10 protein-coding genes and 5 pseudogenes are annotated in these 15,895 nt (G+C 70.7%); 11 read left to right on the forward strand and 4 right to left on the reverse strand.

Annotated features, from left to right (window positions below; genetic code table 11):
- Positions 1-16: 16 nt before the first annotated feature.
- The 6 genes and pseudogenes from AC4OXY_RS45070 to AC4OXY_RS45095 form a co-directional block, all read left to right on the forward strand.
- Positions 17-1,429 (forward strand): NtaA/DmoA family FMN-dependent monooxygenase, encoded by a 1,413-nt coding sequence (locus AC4OXY_RS45070; RefSeq protein WP_491992642.1) that lies wholly within the window; start codon positions 17-19, stop codon positions 1,427-1,429.
- The gene (locus AC4OXY_RS45075; protein ID WP_491992643.1) at positions 1,426-2,517 is read left to right on the forward strand and encodes an LLM class flavin-dependent oxidoreductase; all 1,092 of its coding nucleotides are present in this window, start codon (positions 1,426-1,428) and stop codon (positions 2,515-2,517) included. Before AC4OXY_RS45070 ends, AC4OXY_RS45075 begins: the two co-directional genes overlap by 4 nt.
- On the forward strand, positions 2,510-3,658 hold the full coding sequence (locus tag AC4OXY_RS45080; RefSeq protein WP_491992644.1) for an LLM class flavin-dependent oxidoreductase: 1,149 nt from the start codon (positions 2,510-2,512) through the stop codon (positions 3,656-3,658). Before AC4OXY_RS45075 ends, AC4OXY_RS45080 begins: the two co-directional genes overlap by 8 nt.
- A 28-nt stretch (positions 3,659-3,686) precedes the next feature.
- Positions 3,687-3,893: pseudogene (locus AC4OXY_RS45085) on the forward strand (dimethylsulfone monooxygenase SfnG); the annotation flags it as partial.
- 42 nt (positions 3,894-3,935) lie between these two features.
- Positions 3,936-4,493: pseudogene (ssuE, locus tag AC4OXY_RS45090) on the forward strand (NADPH-dependent FMN reductase).
- Positions 4,490-5,292, forward strand: a pseudogene (locus tag AC4OXY_RS45095) (acyl-CoA dehydrogenase family protein); the annotation flags it as partial. The pseudogenes ssuE and AC4OXY_RS45095, both read left to right, overlap by 4 nt.
- 412 nt (positions 5,293-5,704) lie before the next feature.
- Here AC4OXY_RS45095 and AC4OXY_RS45100 read toward each other — a convergent pair.
- A pseudogene (locus tag AC4OXY_RS45100) lies at positions 5,705-5,914 on the reverse strand (ABC transporter substrate-binding protein); the annotation flags it as partial.
- A 108-nt stretch (positions 5,915-6,022) separates the two neighbouring features.
- Positions 6,023-6,943 (reverse strand): ABC transporter substrate-binding protein, encoded by a 921-nt coding sequence (locus AC4OXY_RS45105; RefSeq protein WP_491992645.1) that lies wholly within the window; start codon positions 6,941-6,943, stop codon positions 6,023-6,025.
- 374 nt (positions 6,944-7,317) lie between these two features.
- Between AC4OXY_RS45105 and AC4OXY_RS45110 the strand changes: the two genes are divergently transcribed.
- Positions 7,318-8,211: a sulfurtransferase gene (locus AC4OXY_RS45110; protein WP_491992646.1), complete on the forward strand. Its 894-nt coding sequence runs from the start codon at positions 7,318-7,320 to the stop codon at positions 8,209-8,211.
- 33 nt (positions 8,212-8,244) lie between these two features.
- Here AC4OXY_RS45110 and metX read toward each other — a convergent pair whose 3' ends face one another.
- Both metX and AC4OXY_RS45120 read right to left on the reverse strand, forming a co-directional pair.
- Complete coding sequence (gene metX, locus AC4OXY_RS45115; RefSeq protein WP_491994739.1) at positions 8,245-9,390, reverse strand: homoserine O-acetyltransferase MetX; 1,146 nt, start codon at positions 9,388-9,390, stop codon at positions 8,245-8,247.
- Positions 9,387-10,748, reverse strand: a complete 1,362-nt coding sequence (locus AC4OXY_RS45120; RefSeq protein ID WP_491992647.1) for a bifunctional o-acetylhomoserine/o-acetylserine sulfhydrylase — start codon at positions 10,746-10,748, stop codon at positions 9,387-9,389. Before AC4OXY_RS45120 ends, metX begins: the two co-directional genes overlap by 4 nt.
- A gap of 538 nt (positions 10,749-11,286) precedes the next feature.
- Between AC4OXY_RS45120 and AC4OXY_RS45125 the strand changes: the two genes are divergently transcribed.
- From AC4OXY_RS45125 to AC4OXY_RS45140, 4 genes and pseudogenes are all read left to right on the forward strand, one after another.
- Positions 11,287-12,312 (forward strand): isopenicillin N synthase family dioxygenase, encoded by a 1,026-nt coding sequence (locus AC4OXY_RS45125; RefSeq protein WP_491992648.1) that lies wholly within the window; start codon positions 11,287-11,289, stop codon positions 12,310-12,312.
- Positions 12,309-13,400: pseudogene (locus tag AC4OXY_RS45130) on the forward strand (O-acetylhomoserine aminocarboxypropyltransferase/cysteine synthase family protein); the annotation flags it as partial. The gene AC4OXY_RS45125 and the pseudogene AC4OXY_RS45130, both read left to right, overlap by 4 nt.
- A 45-nt stretch (positions 13,401-13,445) precedes the next feature.
- Positions 13,446-14,372, forward strand: a complete 927-nt coding sequence (locus AC4OXY_RS45135) for an NtaA/DmoA family FMN-dependent monooxygenase (protein ID WP_491994740.1) — start codon at positions 13,446-13,448, stop codon at positions 14,370-14,372.
- Positions 14,373-15,842 (forward strand): MFS transporter, encoded by a 1,470-nt coding sequence (locus tag AC4OXY_RS45140; RefSeq protein WP_491992649.1) that lies wholly within the window; start codon positions 14,373-14,375, stop codon positions 15,840-15,842.
- Positions 15,843-15,895: the final 53 nt, after the last annotated feature.

The following is a 15,895-nucleotide window of genomic DNA, read 5'->3' on the forward strand; positions in this document are numbered from 1 at the left end:
AAGGACCGCACCCACTATGAGCAAGCCGCTGAAGCAGATCCATCTGGCCGCGCACTTCCCCGGCGTCAACAACACCACCGTGTGGAGCGACCCGGCCGCCGGCAGCCACATCGAGTTCAGCTCCTTCGCCCACTTCGCGCGGACCGCCGAACGCGCCAAGTTCGACTTCCTGTTCCTCGCCGAGGGACTCAGGCTGCGCGAACAGGGCGGCGAGATCTACGACCTGGACGTCGTCGGCCGCCCCGACACCTTTACCGTGCTGGCCGCACTGGCCGCCGTCACCGAGCGCCTCGGCCTGACCGGTACCATCAACTCCACCTTCAACGAGCCCTACGAGGTGGCCCGCCAGTTCGCCAGCCTCGACCACCTCTCCGACGGCCGCGCCGCCTGGAACGTGGTCACCTCCTGGGACGCCTTCACCGGCGAGAACTTCCGGCGCGGCGGCTTCCTGCCGCAGCAGGCGCGCTACTCCCGCGCCAAGGAGTTCCTGGCCACGGCGCACGAGCTCTTCGACTCCTGGCACGGCGACGAGATCGTCGCCGACCGGGCGACCGGCGTCTTCCTGAGCGACGCGAAGGCCGGCTCCTTCGTCCACAGCGGCCGGCACTTCGACATCCACGGGCAGTTCAACGTCCCCCGCTCCCCGCAGGGCCGCCCCGTCATCTTCCAGGCCGGTGACTCCGACGAGGGCCGCGAGTTCGCCGCCGCCGGAGCCGACGCCATCTTCAGCCGGTACGCCACCCTGGAGGGCGGCCAGGCCTTCTACACGGATGTCAAGAACCGCCTCGCCAAGTACGGCCGCCGCCACGACGAACTGCTCATCCTGCCCGCCGCGAGCTTCGTTCTCGCCGACACGGACGAAGAGGCCGGGGAACTGGCCAAGGAGGTGCGCCGACAGCAGGTCAGCGGGGCCACCGCTCTCAAGCACCTGGAGTTCGTCTGGAACCGGGACCTGTCCTCCTACGACCCCGAAGGCCCGTTGCCCGACCTCGACCCGGACGTCAGGGCCGACCACATCTCAAAGGGCCGCGCCCAGGTCCGCATGTACCGCGACCCGCTGGCCACCGCCCGCGAGTGGCGCGAGCTGGCCGCCGACAACAACTGGTCCATCCGCGACCTGGTCATCGAGACGGGCAATCGCCAGAACTTCATCGGCTCCCCGGCGACCGTCGCCCGGACCATCAACGAATACGTCCAGGCGGACGCGAGTGACGGCTTCATCCTCGTCCCGCACATCACCCCCACCGGCCTGGACGACTTCGCCGACAAGGTCGTCCCGCTGCTGCAGGAACATGGCGTTTTCCGCACCGACTACGAGGGCCCGACCCTCCGCGACCACCTCGGCCTCGCCCTCCCCCACGTGCGGCTGCGCTCGAGCGGGGGGACCCCCATGGACGACCTGCGGGGCGAGGGGCGGGTGGCGTCGTGAAGTTCCTCGCCATCACACTCATCGTGCACCGCCCGGACCCCATCACCGGGGTACAGAAGCCGACCCACGACCGCTTCCGCGAGGTCCTCGACAACGCGCTGCTCGCCGAGGAGCTGGGCTTCGACGGCTTCGGCGTGGGGGAGCGCCACGAGCGGCCGTTCATCTCCTCCTCACCGACCGTCGTACTCAGCCATGTGGCCGCCCTGACGAAGCGGATCCGCCTGTTCACGGCCGTCACGACGCTCAGCCTGCTGGACCCGGTCCGGGCGTACGAGGACTACGCCACCCTCGACCACCTGTCCGACGGGCGCCTCGACCTGATCATCGGCAAGGGCAACGGCGCCGCCCAGCGCGACCTGTTCCACGTCACGCCCGAGGACCAGTGGGAGCGCAACGCCGAGAGTTACGAGGTCTTCCGGAAGATCTGGCGCCAGGACAAGGTGACCGCCGACACCCGCTTCCGTCCCCCGCTGACGGACGCCGAGGTGTGGCCGCGGCCGTACCAGCAGCCGGTCCGGGTCTGGCACGGCAGCGCGACCAGCGAGGAGTCGGTCGACCTGGCCGCCCGCTACGGCGACCCGCTCTTCTCGGCGAACGTCACCAACCCCATCGAGCCGTACGCCGAGTTGATCCGCCACTACCGCGAGCGGTGGGAGCACTACGGCCACGACCCGGCGCAGATCACCGTCGGCGCGGGCACGGCGGGCATCTACGTCGCCCCCACCTCGCAGGAGGCGATGGCCGCGTACCGGCCGGTCTTCGAGTCCAACCTGGCGTTCTTCAAGAAGGGCGGCCTGCCGGTCGTCTTCGAGACCCTGGAGGACTTCGCCGAACGCAGCTCCGCTCTGATCGGCAGCCCGCAACAGGTCATCGACAAGGTGCACCGCTACCACGAACAGTTCGGGCACACCGTGCTCCACCTGCACGCCGACGCGAGCGGGCTGACGGAGTCCCAGCATCGTGCCTCCCTTGAGCTGTTCCAGTCCAAGGTCGCCCCCGTGCTGCGCCGCGAGATCCCGGACCCGCCGTTCGTATGGGGCCCCGTGCATCCGGCGCCACCGCTCACCCAGGAGTCCTTCCATGTCTGATATTGCCCTCGGCGTCCTCGACCTGGTCCCGATTCCCTCCGGCTCGACGGCAGCCGACGCCCTGCGCAACTCCATCGACCTCGCACAGCAGGCAGAGCGCTTCGGATATGCCCGCTACTGGTTCGCCGAGCACCACCTCAATCCGGGCGTGGCGGGTACGTCCCCGGCGGTCGTCCTGGCCCTGACCGCATCCGCCACCTCCACCATCCGGCTCGGTTCCGGGGCCGTGCAGCTCGGGCACCGCACGGCGCTGTCCACCGTGGAGGAGTTCGGCCTGCTCGACGCGCTGCACCCGGGCCGCTTCGATCTGGGCCTGGGGCGCTCGGGCGGCCGCCCGCCAGGACAGCCGGCCGCACCGTTGTCGACGGCGACCCCGGTCGTCGACGGCCGTACCCCGAACGGCCTGTTGATCCCGCCCCGCTTCTCCTTCGAACATCTGCTCGGCTCACCCCGCATCGCGCTGCAGCGCAGACTGCTTCTGCTACCGGGCGCCGAGTCACAGGACTACGCCGAGCAGATCGACGACCTCCTCGCCCTGCTCGCCGGTACCTACCGCTCCCCGGAGGGCGTCGAGGCACACATCGTGCCGGGGGAGGGCGCCGACGTGGAGGTGTGGATCCTGGGCAGCAGCGGCGGCCAGAGCGCCGCTGTCGCGGGCCGGGGCGGTCTGCGGTTCGCGGCGAACTACCACGTCAGCCCGGCCACGGTCCTGGAGGCGGTGGAGGGTTACCGGTCCTGCTTCCAGCCTTCCGAGTTCCTCGACAAGCCGTACATCAGCGTCTCGGCGGACGTCGTCGTCGCCGAGAACGACGACACCGCCCGCGCACTCGCCACCGGCTACGGCCTGTGGGTTCGTAGCATCCGCACCGCTGAGGGCGCGATCGAGTACCCGACGCCGGAGGAAGCGCGTGCCCACACATGGACCGACGAGGACCGGGTCCTCGTCCAGGACCGCCTCGACACCCAGTTCGTCGGCTCACCGGGCCGGGTGGCCGACCAGTTGGAACAACTCCAAGAGGCCACGGGCGCGGACGAGCTGCTCATCACGACCATCACCCACGACCACACGGACCGGGTCCGTTCATACGAACTGCTCGCGGAGGAATGGTGCCGACGGGGTCACGCTTTTCAGCCGAGCTGATGTTCGAGAATCCCCGCCGACCGGCGGCGACGGCTTCCGCACAGGTCTGATCGGCCCCCCTGAGTAGATCGCCGAGCGGATCGTCGCCTACAAGCGGCTCGGCGTCGACCTCTTTCTCCTCGGCTTCCTGCACTACCTGGAGGAGGTCGAGTAATTCGGCAAGCGGGTGCTGCCCCTGGTGCGCGAACTGGAGGCACAGGAAGCCGCGTCCGAGCCCGCCGCCGCCCACGCCTGACTGCGGCCCGCACACGAAACGACGAACCGAAAGGTCCTTTCCATGGCCACTGTCCTGTCCGTCTCCGGAAGCCCCTCCGCCACCTCCCGCACCGCTCGACTGCTGCGCCACCTGGACGAGCGGCTCATCGCGCAGGGACACGAGGTGATCGCGCTGGACGCTCGTACCCTGCCTGCCGAGGCGCTGCTCGGGGCCGACTTCGCTCACCCGGCGATCGTCCGGGCTACCGCCCTGTTCGAGCAGGCGGACGGGGTGATGATCGGTACCCCCGTCTACAAGGCCGCCTACTCCGGACTGCTGAAGTCCCTGCTCGACCTGCTCCCGCAGTACGCCCTGGCGGGCAAGACGGTCCTCCCGCTGGCCACCGGCGGCACCACCGCCCACGTCCTGGCCATCGACTACGCCCTGCGCCCGGTGCTGGCCTCCATGGGCCCCGCCCACATCACGCCGGGCTGGTTCACGCTCGACAAGGACATCACGGTGAGCGAGGACGGCACGCTGACCGTCGCGCCGGGATCGGCCGAGGCGCTGGCCTAGGTCACGGACCAGTTCTCGGCCGCGCTGGGCGGGCGGACGACGCTGCTGGCGGCCGCCGGATGAGCGTCGCGCACGCATTCGGTAACGACGCCGAGGCCCTTGCCGTGGCCGCGGAGCTGGCCGGGGAATTCCGCAAGGGCGCCGCCGATCGGGACGCGCGGCGCAGGCTCCCGCACGCGGAGCTGGAGCGGCTGTCCGCCTCCGGGCTGCTCGCCGTGACCGTGCCCACCCGGTTCGGCGGCGCGGACGTCCGCGCGGACACGCTCGCCGAGATCTTCCGACTGCTTGCTGCCGCCGGCGCCAGCCTGGCCCAGATCCCGCAGAGCCACTTCGTGTACGTCAACGTGCTGCGCCGGCAGGGAACCGACGAGCAGCAGGAGTTCTTCTTCGGCGAGGTACTGGCCGGCAAGCGGTTCGGCAACGCCCAGTCCGAGGCGGGCACCCAGCACGTCCAGGACATCCGCACCCGCCTCGCCCGGATCCCGGGCGGGTCGTACGTCCTCGACGGCGTCAAGCACTACTCCACCGGCGCGCTGTTCGCCCACTGGATCCCCGTCCTCGCCCGCACCGAGGACGACGCCCTGCACGTGGCGTACGTCCCGCGCGACGCGCCCGGCCTCACGGTCGTGGACGACTGGGACGGCATGGGACAGCGCACCACCGCCAGCGGAACCGTCCGCCTGGAGTCGGTGCCCGTGCCCGCCGACCGCGTTGTGCCGCACCACTTCACCTTCCAAGGCCCCCAACTCCACTGCGCGGTAGCTCAGTTGCTGCACGCGGCCATCGACGTCGGGATCGCCTCCGGGGCGCTGGCCGAGGGGTGGAGATCGTCCGTACGAAGAGCCGCCCCTGGTTCGAGAGCGCCGCGGTGTGATCGGGCTTCCCGGGACCGTCTTCAACGACGCCGAGCCCAGTGTCCGCCTCTGCACGGCACAGCCCGCCGAGATCGTCCGTGAGGCCGCCGACAGAATACGGTCCCTGTGATCAGGCATCGTCCTCCGAGACGTATGCGGCACCCTCACCGCCCGGCGTCGGTCAGGCACTTCGCTGCTCGGCTGATGGACCGTGCGCGTGGGACGACACAGCGGTAGGACGCCCAGACCACGATGAGCCGCACCCTCGCGTCGTGGCGGCTGACTTTTCCTCCCGTCGCCGAGACCTTCGCTGAGTCGCCGATGGATGACGGGCACGTGTGGCCCGCGGCGGTCCGAACGACCAGGTACTTTACCGTCCGCGACGTTCCGTTGTTCAAACTGAAGGAAGCGCACGATCTTCAGGTCGATGCCGGCGTCCTTGAACCAGCCCTTGGCCTGGGCGACGTAGATGCCGGTGTGGTTGGTGTTGGGCGTCCAGTCCAGGGCGAGGGTGACGGTCGTGGTGCCGTCCTTCGCGGCGGCCGAGGAGTCGGCGTCGGTCGAGCAGGCGGTGGTGACGGCGAGCAGGGAGGTCGCGGCTATCGCGGACAGCAGGGTGCGGCGGTGCATGACGGGTCCTTCGTACGGAGGGGAGGCAGGCTGTGCGAGGCGGTCACACCCGACACAGCGCGCTGGCCACCCGCTTGAAGTCGACGGTCAGGCGACGGATAAGGAAGGTCACGCGGCCACGTCCAGCAGGCCGTTGGTGAAGGACCTGTCCCAGTCGCGATCGTGCGCGATCGCGCCGTTCTCCGCGAGCCAGTGCGCGTAGGGGCCCATCCGGCTCTCGTCGATGAAGCCCCAACGGCCGTCCGGGTCTGTCCAGGTGGGGGCGATCAGCGCGAGCGAGCGGGCGATGAGCGGGCGCGGGAAGTACGGGATCACGCCCTCCAGCAGCGTCAGGGTGTCGTCCTGCTGACGCGCGGCGGCGGCATAGCCCCGGGCCGTGACGGCGAGGAAGTTCCGTACGAGCGACGGCCGTTCGGCGAGCAGGGACTCGCTCGTGCCCAGCAGGTAGCTGTGATAGCGGGGTGCGCCGATTTCGTCCACCGGCCAGGTCAGCCGCCGCTCCTCGGGCAGGTCGCCGCGCAGGGCGTCCCAGGACCAGTAGGTGCCGAAGGTGGCGTCGGCCTCGCCCGCCTCGATGTCGTCCACGGTCAGTTCGCGGGTGCCCGCGTCGACGAGGAGCACGGCACCCGGGTCGCCGCCGTCGGCCGCGACCAGGTGCCGGACCATGGCGCGGCCGCGCGGGGTCGGGTTGAGGGCAAGACGGCGGCCCGCGAGGTCGCGGGGACGGGTGATGCCGGTCGAGGTCGTGGTCTGGATCGCCTCCAGGCCACGGTGGTTGACCGCAGCCACCGCGATCAGCGGCTGGGCGCGCGCGGCGCGGCGGGCCAGCAGCCGGTTCGGCGGGAAGATCCCGAAGTCCACCTCGCCCTGCCCCAGATACTCCAGGGTGTCACCGCGTCCCGGATCCTGGACGACCAGCTCCACGTCCAGCCCTGCCTCCGCGAACCAGCCACGGGCACGGGAGACGTACAGACCGGCTGAATTCGGCCAAGGGTGGAAATAGTCGAGCATGACCCGGATGTGCGGCATGGGGGTTCTCCGAAGGAGGTGCGCGAGCGCGCGGTGGTGAATGGTGAGAAGGGCGTGAGGCGGGTCAGCGACAACAACAGGAGCAGCGCACCGGGGTGTGGGGCACCGGCCGCTTCGGCTCGACTGCTGCTGACACGTGAACTCCTACGCGGGACGCCTGGCCGGCGTGGTTGGTGCGGTCGGCGTCCCCATGGGGACCACGTTCGAACGAACGGATCCCAGACGCCCTCTCAGCCCGGTCGGGTAGGGGCTCCCGCGTAGATGGCCGAAACCTTAACGGCATACCCGGGACGCCGCGCAAGCGCGGTTCGAAATATGGGATGACCTCGATCGACCGGCGAGACGCCCAGTTCACGGGCGTACGATCGGCCGCCATGACCTCCCTGCTGCCCGGCCCCCTGGTCGACGACACCTGGCTCGCCGCCCGTCTCGACGACCCCCGCGTGGTCGTTCTCGACGCCACCGCCCTGCTGCCCTCGCCCAGGCACGACGGCGACTACCGGTGTGCGAGCGGCCGGGCCGCCTGGGCCGAACGGCACCTCCCCGGCTCCCGCCACGCCGACCTCACCGGCGATTTCTCCGACCACGACGCGCCGTACCACTTCGCCGTGCCGTCCCCCGACGCCCTGGCCGCCGCGCTCGCGCGGCTTGGTGTGGCGGAGGGCGACACGGTCGTGACGTACGACAGCGGTGGTGGCATCTGGGCGGCCCGGCTGTGGTGGATGCTTCGGGCGATCTCCGTGCCGGCGGCCGTCCTCGACGGCGGCCTGGAGGCGTGGCAGACGGCCGGGCGTCCGCTCGTCGGCAGCGACGACATCAGCGACGACATCGACCGGGCTCCGGCTGTGCCGCCTCTGACCCCGCTCCCGCGTCCAGAACTGTGGGTGGGGATCGGGGAGGTGGCCGCCATCAGCCGCGGCGACCGTCCCGGCACACTGGTGTGCGCCCTGCCTGCCGGCGGCTTCGACGGCTCCGCTCCCACCCGCTACAGCCGCCGCGGCCACATCCCCGACAGCCGCAGCCTTCCGGGCCGTGATCTGCTGGACTCCGCGGGCCGTGTGCTGCCCGGCCCCGAACTCGCCGCCCGCGCCGACGCGGTCCTCCATGGCGCCGACTCACCGGTCGTCCTGTACTGCGGCGGCGGCATCTCGGCCGCGGGCACGGCACTCGCCCTCACTCTCCTCGGCCGGGACGACCTCGCCGTCTACGACGGCTCGCTGGAGGAGTGGTCCAAGGATCCGGCGCTGCCGCTGGAACTCGGCGGCTGAGCCGCTCGGCGAGCCGGGACCTTCCGGACCCGCTCAGCGGACGAGTTCTCCCACGAGCGCGGCGACCTGCTCCACCTCGATGAGGAAGCCGTCGTGGCCACAGGGTGATTCGATCAGCCGGAGGTCATCGGCGGTGGGGATGCCCGATGCCAGTTCCGCCTGCTGGGACGGTGGATAGAGGCGGTCGGAGTCGACCCCGGCCACGAGCGTTCTGGCGGTCACCCGGCGCAGGGCGGCGCGCACGCCGCCGCGGCCCCGGCCGACGTCATGACTGTTCATGGCTTCGGACAGGACGACGTAGCTGCCCGCGTCGAAGCGGCGCACCAACTTGGCGGCGTGATGGTCGAGATAGGACTCGACCTGATACCGGCCGCCGCTCCAGGGGTCCTCCGTGCCCTGGGGCGTACGGCCGAAGCGGACGGCGAGTTCCGGCTCGCTGCGGTAGGTGACGTGGGCGAGCCGTCGGGCCAGGCCGAGTCCGGCGTGCGGTCCTTGACCGGTGTCGTGGTAGTGGCCGCCGCGCCAGTGCGGGTCGGCGCGGATGGCGTGCAGTTGGATGTTGGCCCAGGCGATCTGCTCGGCGCTCGCCGCGGCCGTCGAGGCGAGCAGCAGCAGGGCGCCGGTGCGCTCGGGATACGACACGGCCCATTCCAGTGCCCGCATCCCGCCCATCGAGCCGCCGACCACCAGCGCCCAACGGGCGATGCCCAGCGCGCCGGCCAAGTCGGCCTCGACAGCGACTTGGTCACGTTGGGTCAGGAAGGGAAAATCGCCGCCCCAGCGGCGGCCGTCAGGGGTGAGCGACGACGGCCCGGTGCTGCCCTGGCAGCCGCCGAGGACGTTCGGCGCCACGACGAACCAGCGGTCCGTGTCCAGGGCCCGGCCCGGTCCGACGAGGCCGTCCCACCAGCCGGGGGTGGGGTGGCCGGGTCCGGCGGGGCCGACGACGTGGCTGTCCCCGGTGAGGGCATGCAGGACGAGGACGGCGTTGGAGGCGTCCGCCGCGAGCCGTCCCCAGGTCTCGAACGCCAGCCGTAAGCCCGGTAGTTCGCCGCCCGCCTCCAACGAAAGCGGCTTCTCGCGGACGTACCACTGACGACGCCCGGGTGGGTCCCCCTCCCGCCAGGCCCCGGTGGCCGGCGGGAGGGGGACCTCGGAGGGCGTCAGTACGGTGTTCAGGACGCGCCCTTGGCCGCGCGGAACCCTGCCTCCAGGTCTGCCTTGAGGTCGGCTAGGCTCTCGATGCCCACCGACAGCCGCACCAGCCCGGGGGAGGTGCCGGTGGCCGTCAACTGTGCCTCGTCCAACTGGCTGTGGGTGGTGGACGCCGGATGGATGATGAGGCTGCGGACGTCGCCGATGTTGGCGAGGTGGCTGAACAGCTCGACGGCGTCCACGAACCGCTTGCCCGCCTCGATGCCGTCCCGCAGCTCGAACGAGACGATGGCACCGGCACCGCGCGGCAGGTACTTCTGCCCGGCCTCGTACCAGCGGCTGGATTCGAGTCCCGGGTAGTGGACGGCGGCGACCTCGTCGCGCTGCTCCAGCCACTCGGCCAGGGCCTGGGCGTTCGCGGAGTGCCGCTCGATGCGCAGGCTCAGCGTCTCCACGCCCTGCAGCAGCAGGAACGCGGAGTGCGGCGAGAGAGCGGGGCCGAGGTCGCGCAGCAACTGCACCCGGAGCTTGATGGCGAAGGCGCCGGGGCCGAGGGCGGGCCAGTACTGGAGACCGTGGTAGCTGGGGTCGGGTTCGGTGAAGTCGGGGAACCGTTCGGCGTGGGCGCCGAAGTCGAAGGTGCCGCCGTCCACGACGACACCCGCGATCGCGGTGCCGTGTCCGCCGAGGAACTTGGTCGCCGAGTGTACGACGATGTCCGCGCCGTGCTCGATGGGCCGCAGCAGGTAGGGCGTCGGGACCGTGTTGTCCACGATCAGCGGCACGCCCGCCGCGTGCGCCACGTCCGCGACCGCCCGCACGTCCAGCACGTTGCCGCGCGGGTTGCCCAGTGTCTCCGCGAACAGTGCCTTGGTGTTCGGCCGGATCGCCGTCCGCCAGGCCTCGGCGTCGTCCGGGTCGTCGACGAAGGACACCTCGATGCCGAACTTGGGCAGCGTGTGCCGGAACAGGTTGTAGGTGCCGCCGTACAGGGAGGTACTGGAGACGATATGGTCGCCCGCGCTCGCCAGCGTCAGGATCGCGAGGGTCTCCGCGGCCTGTCCGGAGGACAGCGCCACCGCCGCGACCCCGCCCTCCAGCGCGGCGATGCGCTGCTCGAAGACGTCCTGGGTGGGGTTGTGGATGCGGGTGTAGATGTTGCCGGGCTCGGCCAGCGAGAACAGGTCGGCGGCGTGCTGGGTGTCGCGGAAGACGAACGATGTCGTCTGGTAGATCGGCGTTGCCCGCGCGCCGGTCGTCGGGTCGGGTGCGGCACCGGCGTGGATCTGTTTGGTCTCGAACGACCATGCTGAAGTGTCGGGCCCGGCGGACGTTTCCTCGGGGGTGTGGCCGGCGGTCACGGAGTCGATGGGCTGGCTCATGGTGCTTCTCCCTGTGCGGAGGGTGAGAGTGGGAAGGCGTGAGGGAACCGCAGCGCTGGGAGCCGCCCCCGACGGAGGGCAGCGGCCAGCGTGAGATGGTGAGAAAGATGCTGGTCAGAAGCCGGAGCGCGGCATCAGCTCGCGGCGGAACAACCCGTGGTGGTGACACGCACGTAGTCCACGTGGCGGCGGGTCACGAGCACGGTCATGGAGCCAGATAACCACAGCGGTGGCGGGATGCACCAGGACAGCGGTGGTGGTGTCTCACGTTGCGGGCTGTGTGGTGGACGCATCTTCCCGGGTGTGCTTTGATCCGGTCATGGCGACCACTGGCACGGCACACATGGTGCTGCTCGACCCGTTCTGGGTGAGCCGCCGCGCCGAGCAGTTCGACCAGGTCTGTTGCTGATCGCCGTTCCACGGCTCGCGACCCGCACCCTCTCCCTTTCCGCCTGATCCCGCTTCTGTCGCTCAACCAGCCCGCGTCCCTGGGCAGTTGTGATGCGCAGCCGGTCTGCCGTGCCGCGAAGGAATCCTCATGGCCCAGCCCACAGCCCTGCCCGTCATCGACATCTCCCGCTTCCGTGCCCCGGACGCCGACCGCGACGCCTTCCTCGCCGAACTCCGTTCCGCCGCCCACGAAGTCGGCTTCTTCTACGTCACCGGGCACGGCGTCCCCGCGACACTGCGGGACGAGGTGCTGAGCGCGGCCCGCACCTTCTTCGCGCTGCCCGAGAAGCGGCGACTGGAGATCGAGAACCTCAACTCGCCCCAGTTCCGCGGGTATACGCGCACCGGAACCGAGTACACGGCGGGCAGCGCCGACTGGCGTGAGCAGATCGACATCGGTCCGGAACGGGAAGCGCTCGATGTCGGCCCGGACGATCCCGACTACCTGCGTCTGATCGGCCCCAACCAATGGCCCTCCGCGCTACCGGAGTTGAGGGACTTCGTGCTGCGCTGGCAGGCGGAGGCGCTGCGGGTGAGCCGTGAGGTGCTGCGGGCCCTCGCGGCCGCGCTCGGACAGGACGAGGGCTACTTCGATCAGTGGTTCGACGACGAGGCGGCCGTCCACGTAAAGATCGTGCACTATCCGCCGCGCACTGCCGAGGATGCCGACCAGGGTGTGGGCCCGCACAAGGACTACGGCTATCTCGCCCTGCTCCAGCAGGACGAGGTGGGCGGGCTCCAGGTGCAGCTCAAGGACGGCGAGTGGATCGACGCGACACCGGTGCCTGATGCCTTCGTGTTCAACATCGGCGAGATGCTGGAGATCGCCACCCAGGGCTATCTGAAAGCCACTCAACACCGGGTCGTCAGCCCGCAGTCGGGCGTGCACCGCTACTCGATCCCCTTCTTCCTCGGCCCGCGCCTCGACGCGGTCGTCAAGCCGCTCCAACTCCCCCCGCAACTAGCGGCGTTGAGTCGCGGTGTCACTGACGACCCGGACAACCCGCTCCTGGCCGCCTTCGGGGAGAACGCCGTCGTCGGCTGGCTTCGCTCCCATCCACGCGTCGCCGAACGCTGGTGGTCCGACGTACTGGAGAAGCGAGAGAACCGATGAGCAACTGGGCCTTCGAGACCCGGCAGGTGCACGCCGGAGCGGTACCCGACCCGGCCACCGGCGCGCGGGCGGTGCCGATCCACCCGGCCACCAGCTATGTCTTCAGGGATACCGCGCACGCCGCCACGGCCTTCGAACTGGCCGACCTGACCACCCACGCCTATACGAGGCTGTCGAACCCGACCACCGCCGTGGCCGAGGAGCGGATCGCCGCCCTTGAGGGCGGTTCGGCGGCGGTCGCCGTGGCCAGCGGCCAGGCCGCGACGAGCCTCGCCCTGCTCAACCTGGCGCGCGCGGGCGACCACATCGTCGCCTCCTCGTCCCTGTACGGCGGCACCCGCACCCTCCTGGAGCACACGTTCGCCGACCTCGGCATCGATGTCACCTTCGTCGACGACCCAGACGACCTGGGCGCCTGGTACACGGCCGTGCGCCCCACCACGAAGGCGTTCTTCGGGGAGACGCTCGGCAACCCGCGCGGCAACGTCCTCGACCTCGACGCGGTGGCCGCCATCGCCCATGAGATCGGCGTGCCGCTCGTCGTCGACAACACCGTGCTCACGCCGTATTTGCTACGGCCCTTCGAGCACGGCGCTGACATCGTCGTGCACTCCACCACCAAGTTCCTGTCCGGCCACGGCACCGGCATCGGCGGAGCCGTCGTGGACAGCGGGCGCTTCGACTTCGGCGCCGATCCCGACCGCTGGCCGGGGCTGACCCGCCCGGATCCGACGTACAACGGACTGTCGTTCTGGGATTCCTTCTCCGACCTCGGCCTCGCCTACGCGCTGCGGCTGCGCACCCGACTGGTCCGGGATCTGGGGCCGGCCGTCTCTCCCTTCGACAGCTTCCTGCTCCTGCAGGGCCTGGAGACGCTCAGCCTGCGCATCGAACGGCACGTCTCCAACGCTCAGACGCTCGCCGAGTGGCTGGAGCAGCAGCCGCAGGTCTCGCAGGTGCACTACCCCGGGCTGTCCTCCAGTCCCTGGCACGTGCCGGCCAAACGGTACCTGCCGCGCGGCGCCGGGGCGGTCCTCGCCTTCGAACTGGCGGGCGGCCTGGAGGCGGGCCGACGGTTCGTCGAAGGGCCGCCGAGGGCCTTGATGAGACCGGCGTTGTCGATGGCCCGGCGGATGGCGCGCCGCACCCGCACGTGCCAGAACTTCGGCCTCGACGCCCATCTCGACCACGCCACCCGTTACGACCGCGCCGAGGAGTTCCACGACGTCGTGACGGGCCTGTGGGACTCCTTCGAGGACAATGCCTTCCGCCACGACCAGGCGAGCGGCGTTTACTTCGACCCTGCCAAGCTGCACGCGCTGAACCACGTGGGCAAACATCTGAAGGTCGCCGGTCCCCTCAACATCGCCCGGCCGCCGCAGGGTCACCCGGTCATCGTGCAGGCCGGTGCCTCCGAGTCGGGCAAGAACCTCGCTTCCCGCATCGCCGACGTGATCTTCTCAGGTATCAACGGCCTCGGCCGGGCCCAGGAGTTCTACGCGGAGATCAAGGAGCGCGCCTCCGCCCACGGCCGCGACCCGGACCACCTCAAGGTCCTCCCGGCCCTGTCCGTCGTCACCGCCTCCACCGAGTCCGAGGCCCGCGACAAACTGGCCCGCCTCACCGAACTCTTGCCCCCACAGGTCGCGTTGGCCGACCTGTCGTACTGGCTCGGCGGCTTCGACCTCGGCGCCCACCCGCTCGACGGCCCCCTGCCCGAACTCCCCGTCTCCAACCAGTCGCACACCGCCCAGCAGCAGATCTACGAGGACGCCCGTCGCAACAACCTCACCATCCGCGACCTCGTCCGGCGCGTCGCGAACGACGAGCGCACCATCACCGGCACGCCCCAGCAGATCGCCGACCACATCGAAGAGTGGTTCCAGGGCCACGCCGCCGACGGCTTCAACGTGATCTTCCCGTATCTGCCGGGCACCCTGGACGACTTCGCCGAGCTAGTGATCCCCGAGCTGCGCCGGCGTGGCTTGTTCCGCACCTATTACACGGGCAACACCCTGCGCGACCACCTGGGCCTGCCGCGGCCGTCCCGGCGGGCGTAGATGCTCCCGGGAGACGACCGCGCCGCACGACGGGTGCTGCTGGTGTGCATGGCCGCGGGCGCCACGACCCTGCTCGACCAGGCCGTCCTGAACATCGCGGTGCCGAGCATGCGTCAGTCCATCGGGGCCACTGGGGCGGACGTCCAGTGGATCGTGGCCGGGTACTCGCTGGCCTTCGGCCTGGCCCTCGTCCCCGGGGGCAGCCTCGGGGACCTGCAGGGCCGCAAGCGTCTCTTCATGGCCGGAGTGGCGGTCTTCCTGGCGGCCGGGGTGACGGCCGCGACCGGCGGCGGGCCGGGGACCCTGATCGGTGCCCGGCTGGTCCAGGGTGCGGCGGCCGGGCTCGTCAACTCGCAGGTGATCGGTACCATTCAGGACGTCTTCAGCGGTGTGGCCCGCGGCCGTGCGCTGGGTATGTACGCGGTCACCGGCGGTGTGGCCACGGCACTCGGACCGCCCCTCGGTGGTGCGCTCGTCGCGGGGCTCGGACCCGAGGCGGGCTGGCGGTGCTGCCTGTTGCTGAGCTCACCGTGCGCCGTGCTCACTCTGGCCCTCGCGGCCCGCTGGCTACCCCCGCCGCGGCGCACCGCCCGCGACTCCCGACTGGATCTCCTCGGCCTCACTCTGTTCTGCGGCTGCACGCTGGCGCTGATGGTGCCCTTCATCCGCACTCCGGACAGCAGGGGAGAGGCAATCCTGTGGGGCAGCGCGGTGTGCGCACTGGCGGCCGTGTTCGCCGTGCACCAACGCCTACGGGTGCGCAGGGGCCGTCAGCCGCTGGTGCACCCGGCGCTGACCTCGTCGAAGCCGTACGTGCTGGGCACGGCCGTCGCGATGGCCCAGTTCGGCTCCTCATTGGCCGCGGTCCTCGTGCTCACCGTCTTCCTACAGGACGGGCTCGGCCTGTCCGCTCTGCTCACGGCGGCGGTCACCCTCCCCGGGGCGGTCGGGATGGGCATCTCCTCGGCCCTCGCCTGGCGGCTGGTGCGGCGCATCGGACCGCGCACGGTGACCGTCGGCCTGACCCTGGGCATCGGGGCCGCCCTGGCGGGGGCGGCGGTCGTGCTCTGCATGCCGACGGCGGTGCTGTCCATGGCTCTGGCCGCAACGCAGCTGATGTCCGGCGTCGCCGGAGGGCTCACCGTCTCGCCCAACCAGACCCAGGTGCTCCAGCACGCTCCGGCAGATGCGGCGGGAGTGGGTGGCGGCATCCTGCAGATGGCCCAGCGCATTGCGGCGGCCGTCTGCCTCAGTGCCGTCCCTGCGGTGTACCTGCAGGCCGCGTCCGGTCCGCCGGGAGGCGGCCACCCCCGGGCAGGGTACGCACTGGCCTCCTTCGTCTGTGCCGGCCTGCTTGCCGTGGCTCTGCTGCTGTCCCTTCTGCGCCGCGCCGTAACACCACCCGGCCCGTCAGCACCCGCGTCGGCGAACCGCACCGTCGTGGTCCCCCGCTCCAAGGAGACGACCTGACCACCCGTGGCGCGGGTGCCGCACCCCGTCGGCTCCCTTACCCCACCGAAACC

This window comes from Streptomyces sp. HUAS MG56 (genome assembly GCF_058673395.1).